14 protein-coding genes and 1 tRNA gene are annotated in these 17,082 nt (G+C 62.0%); 8 read left to right on the top strand and 7 right to left on the bottom strand.

The features are described from left to right. Positions 1-340: 340 nt before the first annotated feature. Positions 341-499 carry a type II toxin-antitoxin system antitoxin gene (locus AC1RT2_RS07205; protein WP_493100680.1) on the bottom strand — a complete coding sequence of 53 codons (159 nt, stop codon included), beginning with the start codon at positions 497-499 and terminating at the stop codon, positions 341-343. Between the two features lie 431 nt (positions 500-930). Between AC1RT2_RS07205 and AC1RT2_RS07200 the strand changes: the two genes are divergently transcribed. Continuing rightward, on the top strand, positions 931-1,284 hold the full coding sequence (locus tag AC1RT2_RS07200; RefSeq protein WP_493100678.1) for a hypothetical protein: 354 nt from the start codon (positions 931-933) through the stop codon (positions 1,282-1,284). Between the two features lie 543 nt (positions 1,285-1,827). Then, positions 1,828-2,937: an integrase gene (locus AC1RT2_RS07195; RefSeq protein ID WP_493100676.1), complete on the top strand. Its 1,110-nt coding sequence runs from the start codon at positions 1,828-1,830 to the stop codon at positions 2,935-2,937. A gap of 84 nt (positions 2,938-3,021) precedes the next feature. Here the strand turns inward: AC1RT2_RS07195 and AC1RT2_RS07190 are convergent. Beyond that, positions 3,022-3,098, bottom strand: a tRNA-Pro gene (locus tag AC1RT2_RS07190). Between the two features lie 155 nt (positions 3,099-3,253). On the opposite strand from AC1RT2_RS07190, the gene AC1RT2_RS07185 reads away from it, so the two are divergent. The 5 genes from AC1RT2_RS07185 to AC1RT2_RS07165 all read left to right on the top strand — a co-directional run bounded on the left by AC1RT2_RS07185 (position 3,254) and on the right by AC1RT2_RS07165 (position 10,234). Further along, on the top strand, positions 3,254-3,766 hold the full coding sequence (locus AC1RT2_RS07185; RefSeq protein WP_069059517.1) for an MgtC/SapB family protein: 513 nt from the start codon (positions 3,254-3,256) through the stop codon (positions 3,764-3,766). Between the two features lie 207 nt (positions 3,767-3,973). Next, entirely contained in the window at positions 3,974-5,710 is a 1,737-nt protein-coding gene (locus tag AC1RT2_RS07180; RefSeq protein WP_069059516.1) for a type I secretion system permease/ATPase, read from the top strand. A gap of 12 nt (positions 5,711-5,722) precedes the next feature. Next, positions 5,723-7,039, top strand: a complete 1,317-nt coding sequence (locus AC1RT2_RS07175) for an HlyD family type I secretion periplasmic adaptor subunit (RefSeq protein ID WP_210187391.1) — start codon at positions 5,723-5,725, stop codon at positions 7,037-7,039. Positions 7,040-7,105: 66 nt separating this feature from the next. Beyond that, positions 7,106-7,243, top strand: coding sequence for a hypothetical protein (locus AC1RT2_RS07170; protein ID WP_171902358.1), 138 nt, complete (start codon positions 7,106-7,108; stop codon positions 7,241-7,243). A 201-nt stretch (positions 7,244-7,444) separates the two neighbouring features. Then, positions 7,445-10,234, top strand: coding sequence for a patatin-like phospholipase family protein (locus AC1RT2_RS07165; protein ID WP_493100671.1), 2,790 nt, complete (start codon positions 7,445-7,447; stop codon positions 10,232-10,234). Between the two features lie 142 nt (positions 10,235-10,376). Here the strand turns inward: AC1RT2_RS07165 and cysN are convergent, their stop codons facing one another. Genes cysN through AC1RT2_RS07150 form a run of 3 tightly spaced genes read right to left on the bottom strand, consistent with a single transcriptional unit; the run spans position 10,377 to position 13,620 of the window. Beyond that, complete coding sequence (gene cysN / locus AC1RT2_RS07160; protein ID WP_493100669.1) at positions 10,377-11,867, bottom strand: sulfate adenylyltransferase subunit CysN; 1,491 nt, start codon at positions 11,865-11,867, stop codon at positions 10,377-10,379. A gap of 1 nt (position 11,868) precedes the next feature. Then, on the bottom strand, positions 11,869-12,822 hold the full coding sequence (cysD, locus tag AC1RT2_RS07155) for a sulfate adenylyltransferase subunit CysD (protein ID WP_493100667.1): 954 nt from the start codon (positions 12,820-12,822) through the stop codon (positions 11,869-11,871). 45 nt (positions 12,823-12,867) lie between these two features. Further along, positions 12,868-13,620: a phosphoadenylyl-sulfate reductase gene (locus AC1RT2_RS07150; protein ID WP_069059512.1), complete on the bottom strand. Its 753-nt coding sequence runs from the start codon at positions 13,618-13,620 to the stop codon at positions 12,868-12,870. A 266-nt stretch (positions 13,621-13,886) separates the two neighbouring features. Between AC1RT2_RS07150 and AC1RT2_RS07145 the strand changes: the two genes are divergently transcribed. After that, positions 13,887-15,005 carry a calcium-binding protein gene (locus tag AC1RT2_RS07145; protein ID WP_493100665.1) on the top strand — a complete coding sequence of 373 codons (1,119 nt, stop codon included), beginning with the start codon at positions 13,887-13,889 and terminating at the stop codon, positions 15,003-15,005. A gap of 63 nt (positions 15,006-15,068) precedes the next feature. Here AC1RT2_RS07145 and AC1RT2_RS07140 read toward each other — a convergent pair whose 3' ends face one another. Next, positions 15,069-15,347: a hypothetical protein gene (locus AC1RT2_RS07140; RefSeq protein ID WP_493100662.1), complete on the bottom strand. Its 279-nt coding sequence runs from the start codon at positions 15,345-15,347 to the stop codon at positions 15,069-15,071. Positions 15,348-15,410: 63 nt separating this feature from the next. Then, positions 15,411-17,063 carry a choline dehydrogenase gene (gene betA / locus AC1RT2_RS07135; RefSeq protein WP_493100660.1) on the bottom strand — a complete coding sequence of 551 codons (1,653 nt, stop codon included), beginning with the start codon at positions 17,061-17,063 and terminating at the stop codon, positions 15,411-15,413. Positions 17,064-17,082: the final 19 nt, after the last annotated feature.

Raw genomic sequence — 17,082 nt, 5'->3', positions numbered from 1 at the left:
ATCTCGTACCATGAGTCATCACAATCAAATCGGGGATTACAATGAGCGCACAGACGGAAAAGCAACGTCCTTCTGATGGACGTGAGTCACGCGATTTCCTTGATCAGCTCAGTTCGTTGGCTGACAAGAATGAGGCAGCTTATACGCGCGCTATCTCTATCTTTCGTAGCTCTTATTCTCTGCAGTCTGCGACGGTTAACACAAAGTAATTTCCTTCCGACTCGGTTACCAGAAGTTGAACCCCGCGTGAAGCGGGGTTTTTTGTGCGCCCCATGATGCCGCTGCCTTTTCTCCTGCTAGGCCCGTCAACTCTTACAATTTTGTCAAGCGCCAGCCTCTGCTAAGCAGCTTTGGGCAAAAGCCCTTTCTTCGCCAAATCATCCGCGATGAGCTTCTCAATATAAGATGCGACTGAGCGGCGGTCGGCCTTGGCAGCTTCCTCGAGAGCATCTTTAAACTCCGGCTCTATTCGGATGCCCACGCTTGCAGTCTTTGCCATTTTATCTCCCCTGATGTGGTGGTCGCCAGGTTGGTGAACTAGCGTATGCTAACATTTACAGCAAACTCGCCTTGACCGCCATGCGATAAAATACTAACAATTGATGTGCAAATGCCATCGATTCTAGGCAAGGGGACTATCATGCTAGCAACTACCACCACACCCGAAAGACAGCCGCTACTCGCCCTGAACGACAACGAAAGACCGGATCCCCGAGAGGCCTATCTTGAATGGCTCTTCATGGAAGCCCGCCTTCTCCGCATCGAACTGTATGGCGAAGCCTGGAGAGATCGGGAAACGGCGCCCTGCAACACTGCAGCCCAATCCTTCCACTTTCCCCACAATCGCTCATGGCAGGATGTACCGCCTCCGTCGACGCGCGCTGAACTCGTGCTGGCGACCGTAGGCGTCCTCCCTCGGCTCAGTCAGTAATGGCGAAACTTCCGCCCAGCTTCAGCATTCAGGCCAACCCTATTCGCTCGGCGATCTCTGAGGGGCGGACAGAAGATGCCAAGCGACTGGCGGCGGAGCTGCTGCGCAAAGGCACTGCCGACAGGGTGGTACAGGGACTGGCCGCGGATCTTCTGCGACCGCCCAAGCGACAAAGAGGCAGACAGAAAAGCCTGCCCCGGTTTTGGTTTGAAATCGGGGAAGTATTCCACGATCTCCGACGCGACGGTCTGTCCTACGAAGACGCAACCGAGGCTGCGGCAGAGCAGTTTGGTTTCAGCGAACGGCACGTACAGCGGGCCGTCGCCTTCTACGACGATCTCCGCCCGGACTAGCCGAAAAGAAATACGATTTGTTTGCGTAAACTCCGATTCCGGAATCGGTCATGTTCTCCTCAAAGACAGAGGAGAGTACTCATGAGTATCCAGTCCATAAGAAGACCTAAGCCTGCGACCCGCGAGGGTCGGAGAAGACCACGCACGCACGCGCACGAGGAGGAGAGAAGATGAGGATACCGGCCCGAATCAGTACCCGACGTGAGAACCCTGTTGTGCCGCCGCGTTCCGTGTTGGTGGCACTCCGCCTTATCAAGACTGGGGGGCGACGCCGACCGTTAGCCGCGGCGAATGACAATCTCCGGAAGAGCGCATGAACACAGTGCGCGCCGAAGAAAGAGGCGAGCCGCTGCAGGCTGCCAACGACAATATTCCGCCCGACGCGCCCGTACGGCTGGCGGCCATCCTTCCTATGACGTTCCCGTACGGCGGCATGACGGTCAGCGGTCTGCGCAAGGAAGCAGCGCGGGGGCGGCTTGTTGTCATGCGGATCGCTGGCAAGGACTTCACGACACTTCGGTCAATTGAGGAGATGAAACAGAAATGTCGCGTGCCCGCAAACCAGCCAGGCTCTGGCTCAGACCGGCCAGCAAAGACAGGGCTGCCGTCTGGATCATCCTCGACGGTGGAAAACACATCGGCACGGGCTGCGCTCAGCTTGATCGTGAGGGAGCTGAAAGAGCGCTAGGGGAGCACATAGCCAAGCAGTTCCTGGCGGAACCGGCCAAACGCCATCGTGCTGCATCGCAAGTCAGTATCGCCGAAGTTCTCGCGCATTACCTTTCACTGAAGAAAGACACCGCGACACGGCCAAGGGAACTTGCCGCACGGGCTGAAAACTTGATGGCCTACTGGGGTGACAAGACGCTGGACGACATCACCAGCGGCACCTGCGCTGAGTATGTGCGCCAGCGTGGCAACCAAAACGGCTCTAGACGTGAACTCGAGGATCTGCGTGCTGCATGCCGCCAGGCTATTGCGGACAAGGTGACGCGCGAGTCGGTGACAGTTACGCTGCCGCCGAAGGCAAAGGGGAGGGTGAAGCACCTCGATAGAGCTACTTTGGCCAAACTGATCTGGGCGGCATACCGAAAACGCGGCAAGTTCCGCGGAGCGCCCAACAAGCGAAAGCCGACGGTCCACATCGCTCGGTTCACGTTGGCGGCGGTCTACACGGGAAGCCGATCGTCTCGCGTCTGGCAGGCGTCCTTCGTGAAGGAAGTAGGCCGACCGTACATCGATCTAGATGCCGGTGTTTTCTATCGCGCCTGGGAGGGCGAGATGGTGGCGGGAAACAAGCGCGCTCCTCCGATTCGCCTTCCGGGTCGACTTCTGGCCCACATGCGGCGCTGGCATCGAATGGGCGCCAAATACGTGGTGGAGTACAACGGCAAGCCTGCCGACCCGAAGAGGGCGTTCCGCAACTTGGTGGACGAAGTCCTAGGTGAGGGGGCGGAAGGCGTTGTGCGGCACACCTTGCGCCATACAGCGGCCACTTGGTTGATGCAGGCCGCTGCTGATAAGTGGGAGGCTTCCGGTTATCTTGGGATGACCCTGGAGACGCTGGAAAAGACCTACGGCCATCACCACCCTGATCATCAAGCCGGGGTCGGAGAGGCGTTTACATCAGGGAGGGCAGGGCGAATGAAGTAGCCATTCATTGCCGTAATCATTGCCGTAAATTTCGGAAGGTTTTTCGGGATGATGTTGAAACGCTTAATTCTCAGCGGTTCAAGCTGGTCGGAGTGAGAGGATTCGAACCTCCGACCCCCACGTCCCGAACGTGGTGCGCTACCAGACTGCGCTACACTCCGTGACCAGCGGCGCCTCCTATAGACCAGGCTTTTGGGTTCGACAAGCGCAAAATGTCAAAAAAACCGCTAGCTTGGGGAAAGTGCCGGGTGGCGGGAAATTTTCGTTTCGCCGATCCGCAAGGGAACCGGCTCGCGGCTCATCCGTTTCCGCCGCCATGGAACAGATCCTTGCCGACCTCTTTCCGAAGACCGAAGTGCCCTATCCGGTCATCCTTGCGCGCATGGTGGGCGCCATCCTGCTTGGCGCGGTGATCGGCGCGGAGCGAGAATATCAGGATCATCCGGCAGGCCTGCGAACACATATCCTCGTTGCGCTGTCGGCCTGCGTCTTCTCCATTCTGTCCATCGAGAGCGTGCATATGGCCGGCTTTTCCGACGAGCAGGTGCGCATCGATCCGCTGCGCGTCATCGAGGCCGTCACTTCGGGCGTCGCGTTCCTCGCCGCCGGCATGATCGTCTTCTCGCGCGGCGAGGTGAGGGGCCTGACGACGGGGGCGGGCATGTGGCTTGCCGGCGCGGTGGGACTTTCGATAGGGCTCGGTTTCTGGTTCGTCGCCGTCGTCGCGACATTTGCCTGTTTCGTGGTGCTCTTCATCCTCGGCAAGCTTCAGGCGAAGGTGGACGCGGCCGGCAAAGCGGACAAAATATCGGGCAAAGATGACCGCTGAAGTTGTGTTTGGGATTAGTTCGTCGAAAATCTGTTGATTTACGAATAAATCGCGCCCTATACCGTCTTCCAACGAGGCCGTGCGCAAACACGCGGACGGCTCCCGCATCCGGCCGGCCGCGGCGGAGCGGTCGAGTGGCCCTTCGCCGCACGGATAATGGCCGTCAATGGCCGTGCATCCGGCGTCGATCTTTAAAGAGACATTGTCATGCGTTCATCGGGCAAGACCGGTGTGGACGAACTGAGAGCCGTGCTGAAGTCTAGCGCCGCGGGCTTCGTGGCCATCGGCCTTTTCAGCTTCTTCGTGAACCTGCTCGTGCTCACCGGGCCGCTCTTCATGCTGCAGATCTACGACCGGGTGCTTGCCTCCCGTTCGGAGGCGACGCTGGTGGCGCTGACCGGCCTCATCATCGGCCTCTACCTGATCATGGGCGTGCTGGACCACATCCGCAGCCGCGTCGCCGCGCGTATCGGCGCCCGCTTCCAGGCCCGCTTCGACAAGCGCGTGTTCAACGCGGTGCTCGACCGCACGGCGCTCAGCGCCCAGGGCATCTCGACGGTCACCGGCATGCGCGATCTCGACGCGATCCAGAAGGTGCTGTCATCGCCTGCGGTCTTCACCGTCTTCGACATTCCGTGGACGCCGTTCTTCATCTTCATCATCTTCACCTTCCACCCCTGGATGGGTGTGCTCGGCCTCGTCGGCGGGCTCATTCTCGTAGCACTTACCTGGCTCAACCAGAATGGGACGAAGGAAGACCAGGAACGGGCGATGATCGCCGGTCGCCAGAGCGACGAGATGACTCAGACGCTGCAGAAGGAAAGCGACACTGTACGTGCGCTCGGCATGCGCCGCGCGGTCGCCAGCCGCTGGCAGCTTCTGCGCGACAAGGCGCTCGAAGCCAACATCCGCTATTCCGACAGCAACGGCTTCTATTCCATCACCTCGAAGACCTTCCGCGTCTTCCTGCAATCGGCAATCCTGGCGCTCGGCGCCTATCTGGTGCTGAAAAACGAGATCACCGCCGGCGCGATGATCGCAAGCTCCATCATCATCGGCCGCGCACTGGCGCCGATCGAAGGGGCCATCGGCCATTGGGCGCTCATCCAGCGCGCCATGCAGGGCTGGCGCCAGCTGGCCGAACTGCTGTCGCGCGTACCGGAGGAGGATGCCCGCACCGCGCTGCCGAAGCCGCGTGCGCTCCTGGAAGTCGAGCAGGTCACGGTCGTGCCGCCCGGCGAGAAGGTCGCGACGGTGCGCATGCTGTCCTTCGAGCTGAAGCCCGGCCAGGCGCTCGGCGTCATCGGCCAGAGCGCGTCGGGCAAGTCGACGCTCGCCCGCATCCTCACCGGCATCTGGCCGCCCGCCGGCGGCAAGGTGCGCCTCGACGGCGCCTCGCTCGAACAGTACGGCACGGACGGCCTTGCCGACCATGTCGGCTACCTGCCGCAGGACGTCGTGCTGTTCGAAGGCACGATCGCCGAAAACATCGCCCGCATGACGCTCGATCCCGATCCGGTGAAGGTCGTCGAAGCCGCGAAGAAGGCCGGTGCGCATGACATGATCCTGCGTCTGCCGGAGGGCTACGACACCAGGCTGCCGGCCATGGGCGGGCGGCTTTCCGGCGGCCAGAAGCAGCGTGTCGGCCTCGCCCGCGCGCTCTATGGCGATCCGGTGCTGCTGGTGCTCGACGAGCCGAACTCGAACCTCGATGCCGATGGCTCCATGGCGCTCAACCAGGCGATCCGCAACATGAAGACCGAGGGCAAGTCCATCGTCATCATGGCGCACCGCCCGGCGGCGATCGAGGAATGCGAGCTCATCCTGATCATGGAAAACGGCCAGCGCCTCGCCTTCGGTCCGCGGGACGACGTGCTGCGCGCCCACCTGCGCAACCACACGCAGGTCGTCGCCGGCACCGGCGCCGGCGGCAGCAACAAGTAAGGTTTTCGCTCAATGAACCGCGAAACGGGTAAGATGGAAAAGAAGTGGACCAATAGCGGCTACGCGATCGCCGGCTATGCGACGGTCTTCGTGCTGCTCGGCGGCATGGGCGCCTGGGCGGCGCTGACGCGCATCAACGGTGCGGTGGTTTCCGCCGGCGTCATCGAAGTCGCTAGCAACCGCCAGGTCGTGCAGCACCTGACGGGCGGCGTCGTCGGTGAAATCCGCATGAAGGAAGGCGATACGGTCAAGGCCGGTGATGTGCTGATGCGTCTCGACGATACGTTCGATCGCTCCGAGCTCGCGGTCATCGAAGGCCAGCTCTTCAGCCTGCTCGGCACCGAGGCGCGGCTGAAGGCCGAGCAGGACGACAAGACCGAGATCACCTTCGATCCCGACCTGTTGAAGGCCGTGGCCACCAATCCGGACGCGGCCGAAATCGTCACCGGCCAGAAGCGGCTTATGACGGCGCGCGCCGAAACACGCGACAAGCAGGCTGCCCAGCTTCAGGAGAAGAAGGCGCAGATCGCCAAGCAGAACGAGGGTCTCCAGGGCCGCATTACCGCGCTGGAAACCCAGTTGAAGCTGATCAGCAAGGAACTCGAGGCGCAGAACAAGCTGCTCGCCCAGTCGCTGACCAATGCCAGCCGTGTTCTCGCCCTTCAGCGCGAGGAAGCGGAAATCCGCGGCACGATCAGCCAGGCCCGCTCCAACATCGCGGAAAACACCGGCCGTGTCGCCGAAATCGAGATCGCGATCCTCAACATCCACTCCACGGTGCGCGAGGAGGCGACGACGACGCTGCGCGAAGTCGAGGCGAAGGTCGCCGAGCTCAAGGAGCGGCGCAACGCCAAGTTCGAGACGCTGAGCCGCATGGACATCACCGCGCCGATGTCCGGCGTCGTGCTCGGCTTGCAGGTCCACGCGCTGCGCTCGGTCATCCGCCCGGCCGATCCGCTGCTCTACATCATCCCGCAGGAGCAGAATCTCGTCATCTCGACGCAGATCTCGCCGACGCAGATCGACCAGGTGCATGTCGGCCAGGTCGCGCATATCCGCTTCGGCGCCTTCGACCATCGCAACACGCCGGAAATTTTCGGCCATGTGACGAAGGTCGCCGCCGACGTGCTCGCGGACCAGCGCACCGGCGCGACCTACTACAAGGCCGAGATCAAGCCGGATGCCGGCGAAATGATCAAGCTCGGCGACAAGCATGTCATGCCCGGCATGCCGGTCGAGACCTTCATCCAGACCGCGGAGCGCTCGCCGCTCGAATATCTTGTAAAGCCGCTTGCCGACTACTTCGCCAAGGCTTTTCGCGAGCGCTAGACCGCTGGATTCTACCGGCTTGCAAGGATTAAGGGGCGCTTCTGCGCCCTTTATCATGGCCTGCTGATGGAACAATTTGCCCGCCCGGACATTCTCCTTTCCGACAATCAACGAAAGGAAACTTCAATGGCTCGGGCTTTGATTCTTTGGCTGATGGGTGTGCCGATCTTCGTCGTGCTGCTGCTCTGGTACTTCTTCTTCTGAGTGGCATTTGAAACGACAAATCTCTGAAAAGGGGCCGTGGCACGGCCCCTTTTTTGCGTGTCCTGCACGGGGATGCCCCGTCCACCTTTACCCGTCTGTCGATGGGCATCTCGATTTTTTAGGTATTTCTTAATTCCCTATACTCAACCGCCCTTTCATGCAGTATTTTGCAATTTATAGGCGATCTTGGGTGGGGCGATCATGCAGGGCGAGAGCAATGAGCTGCCGGATCACAGCAAGTTTGATGGCGTCAAGGCGGCCGAATACGACATCATCCTGAAACGCCGCACCGGCGGTTGGGGCAGCGGCGTAGGAAAGCTCGATACGTATGGGGTGCCGGAAGACCTCTTCGGGGTCGCCCTTTCCGGTGGCGGCATCCGCTCGGCGAGTTTCTGCCTTGGTGTTCTGCAAGCGCTGAAGGCCCGAGGCCTCATCCCGCGCATTGACTATCTCTCGACGGTTTCGGGCGGCGGCTATATCGGCGCCAGCATGGTGGCAGCGATGAGCCGTGCCGGTACCGAGGGGCAGTTCCCCTTTGCCGTGACGGATGAGGCTAGTGGGCCGAGTCCCGCCAACGGTTCCGCCCATGCAGCCGCGAGCAGCGACGATGTGCGCGACAGCGAGCCGGTCAGCCATATTCGCGATCACAGCCGCTATCTCATTCCCCATGGCATGGGCGACATACTCCCTTCGCTGGCGATCGTTTTCCGGGGGCTCGCCGTCAACGCTTTCCTTGTACTTGCGCTGCTTCTGCCGCTCGCGACGGTCACGGTCATCGCCAACCCGACCGCGCAGGATTTGCCGCGCAGCATTTTCTACCAGATCGCGGCCTTCCTGTGGACCGGGGAGCGGGCGGCATGCACGGCGCCAGGAGGCTGGTGTGGATTTCCCTTCGTGGTGACTGTCGCATTGGTGGCTGTGACCTTCCTCTATCTTCTTGGCTGGGGGCTTTGGCGGTCCCTGCCGGAACGGCACGGCATCAAGGGGAAAATGAGTGACCGCGAAGTCAGTTCGCGCGGAACGTGGCTTTCCTGCGTGCTGATGACGTTGACGCTGTCGGTCTTCCTGGCCGAAGCACAGGGCCCGATCCTCGCCTTCCTGCGCGACTACCTGATGCGGCAGGAGGAGCGGCACACGACCCTCCCGACGATCGCGACGGTGCTTACCGCATTCGTCGTGATGACGGCGAGCTTGCGGGCAACGCTGGTCGACTGGATCCAGAAGGCGATGAAGGACGCGACGATCGCGGTGAAATTGCGCGCCATCGCTTCGAAAGGTGCTCTCGTGGCGGCGGGGCTGATCGTGCCGTTGTTGCTCTACGCGGCGTTCCTGGCGCTCTCGCTGTGGGGGATCGCGGATCGGGTCGAATTCACCCGAGGCCAGTATTCGCTCAGCCCTGCCTTTCTGTTTTACCAATATCTGGTGCCGGTGCTTTGCGTCGTGGCCGGTCTCCTTCTCTGCTGGGAGATATGGGTCTTCCTTTTGCGCGCGCAGGGACAGGCCACGCTGGCGACACTTTTTCGCCTGATGGCGGAGAACAAGCGCAAGGCCTTGAAGGGCGTGCTGGTCCTCGTCGCGATCGCGGCGTTTCTGGTTGCCGCCGCGATCCCGACACGGGGGAGCGGCGGCTACGGCATGGTCACGATATACCTGCTCGCCACGGCGATCGTGCTGATGCTGACGATCAATTTCTCCGAAAATGCCAATGGCCTGCACAGGCTCTATCGCGAGCGGCTGAGCACGGCCTTCCGCCTGGGTAAGAACCTCCAGCGCACCAGTTCCCTCAGGCTTACCCGGATCAATGGGAAAAAAGCGCCCTATCTGTTGATCAATACCACGTTGAACGCGCGTCAGCGTTCCGACGACAAGCGGGATCCACAATTCCCCCAGGTCCCGAAAGGCGATCGCCGCAGTCTCGCCGAGCCGGACCCGGTGAAGCGGGGGCGCAATGCGGAGTTCTTCCTGTTTTCCCGCAACTTCGTCGGCAGCGACCTGACGGGTTACGTTTCGACGCGCCGAATGGAGCAGAAGGTGCGGCAGCTCGACCTCGCGACTGCTGTCGCCATTTCCGGCGCTGCCGTATCGTCCAGCATGGGGCGCGTGCAGATCGGCCTGTTGCGGCCGACCTTGGCGCTGCTGAACCTGCGGCTTGGCTATTGGATGCTGAACCCGCGCTTCATGAAAGCCGAGCCAGTTGTCGCGACCGAGGACGCGACCCCACCGCCGAAGAGGCCTTGGTACTATTTCGGGCTTGGTTCTCCGCCCAAGACAAAGAAAGTCAAAGCTGCGCCGACGGAGACGCGGTGGTACGATTTTCTGCGCGCCTATCTGGTGGCGGAATCCTTCGGGCTGCTGTCGGGCGATGCGGCCAAGGTCTACCTGACCGATGGCGGCCATATCGACAATATCGGCCTCTATCAGCTCCTCAAGCGCAAGTGCCGCGTCATCATCGTGGCTGACGCGGAGGCTGATCCGGCGATGACCTTCGGTGCGCTTGTCGATGCCGAGCGTTTCGCACGCATCGATCTCGGCGTGCGCATCGATATCAAATGGCAGCCGGTGCGCGTCGCGGCCCTCAGCCGCAATGCAAGCCGCGAGCAATATATCCCGGAGGCGTCGCCTGCCCACGACTGCCATTTCGCGATCGGCGAGATCGACTACGGCGCGGATGAGAAGGGTGTCCTACTCTACATCAAGGCGACGGCCACGGGCGACGAACCGGATTATGTTCTCGATTATGAGCGCCGCTTCCCCGCCTTCCCGCACGAGACCACCGGCGACCAGTTCTTTTCGGAAGAGCAGATGGAAGCCTATCGCGCCCTCGGCTTTCACGCGGCCTGGCGCGCGCTTGCCGAACCGGACCCGAAAAAGCCGTCGGCGCCACGGCCCGAGGAAGTGGTGCGGCTGCTTAAGGATTTGAAGAAGCGGCTCGGCAGAGCACCGCCTCCACCTGTCATTGATGATGATGGTGCTCTGCCGGGAACGGCGTAGGGAATTGGTATCGCCGCGAATGATGCGCGACACACGATCCCGATGCCTAAACGGTCGCGGCGCCCGATGAGGGCGCCGCAAGGATGATCAATTCGGTTTCCCGCATCCCTCCAAGGAGCGGAGAGGCGACGGAACCGCCGTCCTATTCGTCGAGATCGGCGAGGATTTCCGCCGCGCGGCCGGCACTGGTGTGGCGCACGTCCACATCCTGGCGACGGTTGGCGAACAGTTCGGTCGCCATCAGCTTTTCGGCGAGGTCGGCGGGCAGCGACAGCAGCACGCGCTGGTCATCCTTGTGGATGCCACCGAGTTCCGAGCGACGGCCGGTGATCATGCCGCCGGCCACCGTGTTGTTGGTGTCGGGGTCGATCAGGATGAAGGCGCCGGTCGTGCGGTTCTGCTCGTAGGTGTCGAAGATCGCCTGCTCGTCGAAGGTGAGATGCACCTTGCCGATGCCGTTCATGTCCAGCCGCTCGGCCGCATTCCACTTCGAGGTCTTGAGGTCGAGCTGGCTAATCGGCTCGATGCTGACGCGTTGGCGGCGCGAACCGCTCTTCAGCCAGTAGCGCTTGCCGGGGTCGATGCCTTCAGCTTGGAGCGCGACGAGTTGCGCGTCAAAACCGCGACCGGTCATCGGCTGGCTGTCGATGGCAACGATCATGTCGCCGCGCGACACGTCGACCTGGCGGTCGAGCACCAGCGTGATGGCATCACCCGCGACGGCGGCGTTGCGCACCAGGTCGAAGGTGACGATCTTGGTGACATTGGCGACCATGCCGGATGGCAGGATGACGACAGAATCGCCCGGCTTCACCGAGCCGCCCGCAACCGTTCCCTGATAACCGCGGAAGCTTTCGCCCGGACGTGAGACGCGCTGCACCGGCAGGCGGAAGCCGACCGTCTGGTTGGAACGGGTCGTCGCCTTTTCCAGCGTCTCGACGAGCGTCGGGCCGTCATACCAGGGCATGGACGCGCGGCCGTCATAGACGACGTTTTCGCCCTTCAGCGCCGACATAGGGATCGCGGTGATCTGCTTGACGCCGAGCGTCAGCGCAAATTCCTTGAAGTCATGCGTGATCTGCTCGAAGCCGGCGCGGTCGTAGTTCGTCAGGTCGATCTTGTTGATGGCAAGCACGAACTGGCGAATACCCATCAGCGAGGCGATGGTCGCGTGGCGGCGGGTCTGTTCGAGAATACCGGCGCGGGCATCGATCAGAAGCACGGCGAGGTCCGCCGTGGAAGCGCCGGTCGCCATGTTACGGGTATACTGTTCGTGGCCGGGCGTATCGGCGACGATGAAGGAACGGCGGTCCGTCGAGAAGTAGCGATAGGCGACATCGATCGTGATGCCCTGTTCGCGTTCGGCCTGCAGGCCGTCGAGCAGCAGCGCGAAGTCGGGCAGGCCGAGATCGTTCTGCTTGCCGGAACTGTCGCGCTGGAGCGTCGCGGCCTGGTCTTCCTTGACGGCCTTGGTGTCCCAGAGCAGGCGGCCGATCAGCGTCGACTTGCCGTCGTCGACCGAGCCGCAGGTGATAAGGCGAAGCGGGCGGGAATCACGAAGCGCGCGGGCCGTTTCGAGGGCCGGTTCTTCCACGGTGAAAACCTCGGCGGTTGCGGTGGCGGAAACGGTCATCTCAGAAATACCCTTCGCGTTTCTTCTTTTCCATGGAGCCGGACTGGTCGCGGTCGATCGCGCGGCCCTGGCGTTCGGAGACGGTGGCGGTCTCCAGCTCGGCGATGATGTCGTCGAGCGTTGTGGCCTGCGAGCGGATGGCGCCGGTCAGCGGGAAGCAGCCGAGCGTGCGGAAGCGGATGACGCCTTCCTGCTTCACTTCGCCGGGCAGCAGTTCGAGGCGTGGGTCCTCGGCCAGGATCATCATGCCGTCGCGCTCGACGAAGGGGCGCTTTTCCGCGAAGTAGAGCGGCACGATCGGGATGTCCTCGGCCAGGATGTAGCGCCAGATATCGACCTCGGTCCAGTTGGAGAGCGGGAAGGCGCGCACACTTTCGCCTTGGCGGATCATGCCGTTGTAGACGTTCCACAGTTCCGGGCGCTGGTTGCGCGGGTCCCAGCGGTGGTCCGGCGTGCGGAAGGAGTAGATGCGCTCCTTGGCGCGCGAGGCTTCCTCATCGCGCCGTGCGCCGCCGAAGGCCGCGTCATACTTGCCGGCATCGAGCGCCTGGCGCAGCGCCTCGGTCTTCATGATGTCGGTGTAGCGCGACGAGCCGTGCGTAAACGGCGTGACGTTCTCGCTTGCACCGCGCGGATTGATGTATTCGATTAGGTCGAGATCGTAGTCCGCGACGACCTTGTTGCGGAAGGCGATCATTTCGCCGAACTTCCAGCCCGTGTTGACATGCAGCAGCGGGAAGGGCACGCGGCCGGGATAAAAGGCCTTGCGCGCGAGGTGCAGCAGGACGGACGAATCCTTGCCCACGGAATAGAGCATCACCGGCCGTTCGAACTCGGCGGCGACTTCGCGGAAGATATGGATGGCTTCGTTTTCCAGCGCCTTCAGATGCGGATCGAGCGGCGGCTTGTGCGGTGCGTTCTGCTTCGCTTCCGTTTCGTGACGGATATCGGACATTTAAACTATACTCCGGATGGGTCGCCTTGGGAGGGCTTGTGTGGATCAGGCCGCGCTTGGGGCCGGGATGGGGGAAGCGGCGGTTTCGGGAACGTGGAGGCCGCATTCGCGCTTTTCGTCGTTCTCCCACCACCAGCGGCCGGCGCGCTCTGGCTCGCCCGGCTTGATGGCCCGCGTACAGGGCTCACAGCCGATCGAGGGATAGCCGCGCGTGTGCATCGGGTTCACCGGCACGGCATGGTCGGCGACATAGGCCTTGATGCGGTCGATGTCCCAATCCGCCAGCGGATTGATCTTGATGAGGTTGCGCTCCGCATCGAACTCCGCGAACGGCGTGTCGGCACGGTTGCCGGACTGGCCGCGGCGCAGGCCGGTGACCCAGAAGGATGCCCCTTCAAGTGCGCGCGCAAGCGGCTTCAGCTTGCGCACGCCGCAACAGGCGTGGCGCGCTTCGACGCTGTCGTAGAAGCCGTTGAGGCCGTATTTCGCCGCATAGGCGTCGATATCGTCCTGGTCAGGCACGTAGCGGGTGATGGTCATGCCGTACTGGCTTTCGGTCTCGTCGATGAGATCGACGGTTTCCTTGAACAGTCGGCCGGTCTCCAGCGTGACGACGTCAATCGCCAGGCGCTCGGTGCCGATCGCCGCGGTGATGACCTGGTCCTCGATGCCGAGGCTGGTGGTAAAGACGGCGCGCCCGCCAAGCTCGGCCACAAGCGCAAGGCGCCCGGCAAGCCCGAGGCTGGCGAGTTGGTCATTAAGGGCCTGCGCGGTCCCGTTTCCGGTGAGAGCAGTCATTCCGTTCCATGCCTTTGCGAGAATTGCCCAGATTATCGCAGTCTTGTCCGGTCGCGGACAGCAAAACGGATTTCCAAAGCGCAAGGATGGGGAGCAAATATCTCTCCATCTTGCCGTTCGGGCAGAAATCCTGCCGCCCGACCCTGCGCCCAAAAAACTCCAAGACGGCCGCCGAAAAAACTTGACAGAAAAAATCAGATTTAATAGCTGAGCATTGTATTCAAGTTTAAGCGTGAGCTGCGGTTCACAGGGGAAGGGTTGGGCAAATGGCCATTACAATCAACGCAAACGACGCCAACAAGGACGGCAAGGGCATCAACTTCGGCGCCTTCCTGGCAAACTACGACAAGACCTTCACTCGCGCGGGTTATGGGGGCTTCAACAGCACCGACCCGATGGCGATGAGCGGCACGCAGTACACGACCAGCGACGCCAGCAAGTTCGGCGTTGTACTGTCTTCAGGCAAGACCGCCTGGAACTACAATATGACGACGCACAAGATCACCGGCTCGCTGAACACGGTCGAATTCGGTAGCAACATCGCTCTCGACAGCAAGACCAGCACCTTCAAGCTCACATCCGACGTCAAGATCACGGGGCTCGGTGTTACCGACACGGTGCTCGGTGGCCAAATCCTGAGTGACATCATGGGCGGCAAGTCGACGACCACTGGAGCGACCGCCGGCCTCGTGAAGATCCTGAGCGCTAACTCGATCGTCTTCAACGGCAGCACCGGCTCTGATTCCTTTGCCGGCTATGCCAAGGACGACACGCTGTCCGGCGGCAATGGCAATGACGCGCTCTACGGCAATGGTGGCAATGACACACTGCGTGGTGGCAACGGCAATGACACCCTTTATGGTGATGCCGGCAATGACAAGCTCTACGGCGATGCCGGCAACGACAAACTCTATGGCGGCGCCGGCGACGACGCGCTCGCCGGTGGCGATGGCAAGGACACGTTGAACGGCGGCGCTGGCAACGACGCGCTGGGTGGCGGCAACGACGACGACTTCCTTTTCGGCTATGCTGGCAATGACAAGCTCTATGGCGATGCCGGCAACGACAGGCTGGAAGGTGGTGCAGGCAACGATACGCTCTACGGCGGTCTGGGTAACGACATTCTTTCCGGCGGCGTTGGCGCAGATACCTTCATCATCAAGTCGGGTCAGGGTAGCGACCGGATCACCGACTTCGAAGCTGGCACGTCCGGCCAGGATGTCATTCAACTCAACAAGGCCGTCCTGAAGAACTTCGCCGACGTCCTCAGCCACGCTTCGGAAACACGGGCGGGTGACCTGGTCATCAAGTATGGTGCCGACACGATCACTCTTGAGGGCATCGCGAAAGCCGATTTGCACACCAGCGACTTCCTTTTCGTCTAAGCTGCCTAGACCTCCAGGCGTGCTTGAAAGCCGGGCGTAAGCCCGGCTTTTTTGTTGGAAGATTTAGGTCGTGCTGCGCTCCGGATGCGGCACGAGCCTGCCCCAATGCGTGTCCCAGAGGTCGTCCTCATCGACGATGACGAGATTACGCGGGTTGAGGTCTTCCCCGATCATCTGCCGGGCGCCGGCAAGTGCTTCCTCCACGGGAAGCGGGATGGTGTCGCACGCCCGCACCGGGTCGGTGATGAAGGCGCAGGGACCGATGACACCGTGGATCACGGTGACGACGAGGTCTGTCTCCTTGCTGACGTCGTGGCGCGAGACCTTTTTGTAGATGGTCATGGGGGTTCCCTTCGAGGCGATTGCCCGCCTCAACCCCTTGCAACCATTATGGTTCCGAAGTTTTTACCGGTCGCTGACCGCAGCGCGCGGGTTCGTCCACGGCTCCTGGTTGGAGCGCGCAAGCGGTTGCCTGCCGAGGATGTGGTCGGCCGCCTTCTCGCCCGTCATGATCGACGGCGCGTTGAGGTTGCCGTAGGTGACATGCGGGAAGATCGAACTATCGGCAACGCGCAGGCCATCGACGCCGATGACGCGGGTTTCCGGGTCGACCACCGCCATCGGATCGTCCGCAGCCCCCATGCGGCAGGTGCCGCAGGGATGGTAGGCGCTTTCCAGATGCTCGCGCAGGAACGCGTCGATCTGGTCGTCCGTCTCGATCGCCGCGCCCGGCTGGATTTCCGGCCCGCGGAACTCGTCGAAGGCCTGCTGGCCGAAGATTTCGCGGGTGAGGCGCACGCAGTGGCGGAACTTGATCCAGTCTTCCTCGTGGCTCATGTAGTTGAAGCGGATCAGCGGGTCGGCCGCCGGATCGGCAGAGCGTAGCGTCACGTTGCCGCGCGACTTCGACAGGTTGTAGCCGACATGTGCCTGGAAGCCATGGCTCTTGGCCGCCGCCTTGCCATCATAGGAAATGGCGACGGGCAGGAAGTGGTACTGGATGTCCGGCTGCTTCACGCCGGGCGCGGAGCGCAGGAAGGCACAGGCCTCGAATTGGTTGGAGGCGCCCAGCCCACCCTTCGAGAGCAGCCATTGCGCGCCCGCCACGCCCTGCCAGAACCACGGCAGCCAGGAATAAAGCGAGACCGGCTTGGTGGAGATCTGCTGGAAGTAGAATTCCATATGGTCCTGAAGGTTGGCGCCAACGCCCGGCCGGTCGACCTTCACCTCGATGCCCATCTCCTTCAGGTGCGCGGCCGGGCCGATGCCGGACAGCATCAGCAGCTTCGGAGAGTTGAAGGAGGAGGCCGAGACGATCACCTCGCGGTTCGCCTTCACCACCTCGATCTTGCCGTTGCGTTCGATCTCGACACCGACCGCCCGGCCGTTTTCGATGACGATTTTCCGCGCGAAGCAACGCACCAGCGAGACGTTCGGCCGCTTCATGGCCGGACGCAGATAGGCATTGGCCGCCGACCAGCGCCGGCCGTTGTGGATCGTCTGCTCCATCAGGCCGAAACCTTCCTGCTTGGAGCCGTTATAGTCGTCGGTCACCTCGAAGCCGGCCTGCTTGCCGGCCTGCAGGAAAGCATGGAAGAGCGGATTGGTCACCGGTCCGCGCCGCACATGCAGCGGCCCGTCCGTGCCGCGCCAGCCGCTCTCGCCGCCAAGCGAGGTCTCCAGGCGCTTGTAGTAGGGCAGCACATCCGCATAGGCCCAGCCCCGCGCGCCAAGCGCCTCCCAGCGATTAAAATCCTCGGCGTGTCCCCGCACATAGACCAGTCCATTGATAGACGACGATCCGCCGATCACCTTCCCACGCGGCGCGGTGATGCGCCGGTTGTTGAGGTTCGGCTCGGGCTCGGAGAGATAACCCCAGTTGTAGCGTTTCATGCTCATCGGCCAGGCCAGCGCCGCCGGCATCTGGATGAACGGCCCGATATCCGACCCGCCATATTCCAGCACCATGACCGTATGCTTGCCGTCCTCCGAGAGGCGGTAGGCAATGGCCGAGCCAGCGGAACCGGAGCCGATGATGATGTAGTCTGCGTTCTGCATGAGGCGATCCGACAGGGTT

Source organism: Shinella sp. GW821-FHT11G07 (genome assembly GCF_058808115.1).
This window is presented reverse-complemented; position numbering and strand designations above follow the sequence as displayed.